The 2355-nt window shown below is 55.6% G+C and carries 1 protein-coding gene and 2 pseudogenes; 1 reads left to right on the top strand and 2 read right to left on the bottom strand.

The window, feature by feature from the left end; all coding sequences use genetic code 11:
- A pseudogene (locus ACXJ5O_RS24650) lies at positions 1-627 on the top strand (glycosyl transferase); the annotation flags it as partial.
- 22 nt (positions 628-649) lie between these two features.
- Here the strand turns inward: ACXJ5O_RS24650 and ACXJ5O_RS24645 are convergent.
- Together ACXJ5O_RS24645 and ACXJ5O_RS24640 are read right to left on the bottom strand one after the other, a co-directional pair.
- Complete coding sequence (locus tag ACXJ5O_RS24645; protein WP_271896092.1) at positions 650-2152, bottom strand: tripartite tricarboxylate transporter permease; 1503 nt, start codon at positions 2150-2152, stop codon at positions 650-652.
- Positions 2153-2161: 9 nt separating this feature from the next.
- Positions 2162-2355, bottom strand: a pseudogene (locus tag ACXJ5O_RS24640) (tripartite tricarboxylate transporter TctB family protein); the annotation flags it as partial.

The raw sequence follows: 2355 nt of genomic DNA, 5'->3' as shown, positions 1-2355 counted from the left end.
CCCCGTCCCTGGAACGACGCGGAGAAATTCGTAGGCCGAACCTTGCTGTTTGCACTGGCGGCTGTTTTTGTTGGAGTCCTCATCAGCGGGGCTGCCGAGGTGAAAGATCGCTGGCTCCAGCCGGTTCTGTTCTTGAGCCCGCTTTATCTGGCAATGCTTTTGGGGCGCTATATCCGAACCGACTTGCCGTTGAAACGCTTCGCTATTGTCGGTGCGATCTGCGGCCTTATCGTAATTCCAGGATTGGCGGTCAATATTCTGTATGCTCGTGACGATAAGGCGCCTTCTATTGGCCAGCTGGACTACGCGAAGCTTTTCGCCGTGACGCGCGCCGCGGGCACTTACCAGACCGTTGTGTCAAATGGTCCGCAATTACCGGGAAATCTGCGTCTTTTCGACAGTTCAATCATTCCGGTGCACCTGGAAATGCCGAATGCAGTGTCACGTATCCGCTTCCCGGCACTTTTTGTCTGGTTCGGCGATGGGATGAATCCGGCCGTGCTAAGTTTGCTGAACGGCGCCGGTGTCGCCGCGCCGCCAGCAGACGTCAAACAGGTGGATCTCACGTATAAATATTATCCCGATCAGTCAGCGCGGGTAAGCTATTTCATCGTTCCAGCAAAGTGAGAACCGCTTGGAGCCCGGTGGTCTAGTCTTCGACAAAAACCTCATCGCGCTTCTTGCGGATGCTTGGCAGCAGCACGACCACGAGAACGGCTGCTGCGAGTAACAAGAGCCCAAGACTGATAGGGCGATTGAGGAAGGTCATGGGATCGCCGCGCGACATGATCATGGCCCGGCGAAGATGCTCCTCCAGAAGCGGTCCAAGCACAAAGCCGAGCAGCAGGGGTGCCGGCTCGCAGCGGAGTTTTGCCAGCCCGTAACCGATGAGGCCAAAGAAGGCGACAGCATATAAATCGAACACATTGGAATTGACGCTGTAAACGCCGATTGAACAGAAGGCGATGATGGCCGGAAATAACATGTAGTAGGGGATCGTCAACAGCTTAACCCAAAGCCCGATCAGCGGCAGGTTAAGCAGAATCAACATGAGATTTCCGATCCACATGGAGGCAATGATCCCCCAGAACAAGGCTGGTTGTTCGGTGGCCACGTTGGGACCAGGAACGATACCTTGAATGATCATGGCGCCGATCATCAAGGCCATGACCGGATTGGCCGGTATGCCGAGCGTCAACATCGGGATAAACGATGTCTGTGCGCCGGCGTTGTTGGCTGATTCAGGGCCAGCCACCCCGGCGACGGCACCTTTGCCAAATTCGCCTGGCGTCTTCGAGATCCGTTTTTCGACCGTATAGGATGCGAAGGACGCAAGAATTGCTCCGCCACCGGGCAAAATGCCGAGGGCGGAGCCAATTACTGTCCCGCGCAAGATCGGTGCGGTCATTTCCTTCCAATCCTGTCGCGTGGGCCAGAGATTGGTGACCTTCTTTATCATCACATCGCGGTCGTGCTCGTTTTCAAGATTACGCAAAATTTCGGCGATGCCGAATACGCCGACTGCAAGCGCAACGAAATTCAACCCATCAGACAATTCGAGAATTCCGAGATTGAATCGTGGCGTACCGGTATAAATGTCTGTCCCAACGAGCCCGAGTAGCAGGCCAAGAACCACCATGCCGAGTGCTTTGACGACGGAACCATGGGCGAGAGCGACGGACGAAACGAGGCCGACGATCATCAGCGAGAAATATTCCGGCGACCCGAATCTCAAAGCGACCGCTGTCAATGGTGGAGCAAACACAGCGACCAGAATGGTCGACACCGTTCCGGCAAAGAACGAACCTATAGCCGCAATTGAAAGTGCAGCCCCTGCGCGGCCCTTTCGCGCCATCTGGTATCCATCGATGGCAGTGACTGCCGACGAGGATTCGCCAGGCATGTTGATCAGGATGGCGGTAGTTGAGCCGCCATACTGTGCCCCATAGTAGATGCCCGCCAGCATGATGAGTGACGAGACTGGTTCGAGCTGAAAGGTGATAGGCAAAAGCATCGCGATTGTCGCAGTCGCACCGATACCGGGAAGCACGCCGATAAGCGTACCGAGGATGACACCGATGAAGCAGAACAAAAGGTTGTAGGGCGAAGCTGCAGTAGCAAATCCGAGAACGAGATTGTTAAGAAGATCCATTTCGCGGCCTCACTGCCCAAGCCAGGGGCCAAAACGCCGGAAGGGCAGGCCGAGCGCATAACTGAACACGATTACAGAAAACAATGTCAGTGCGCCAACCAACAGGAGCGCCATTCCGGGTCGCATCTTCGTACTTGCAAAAGCCGCGACCAGTCCCGTCAGAAAAAGCGATGGTACGAAGCCCAGTCCGCGGACGGTAAGGC

The organism is Phyllobacterium sp. P5_D12 (assembly GCF_054049495.1).
This window is presented reverse-complemented; position numbering and strand designations above follow the sequence as displayed.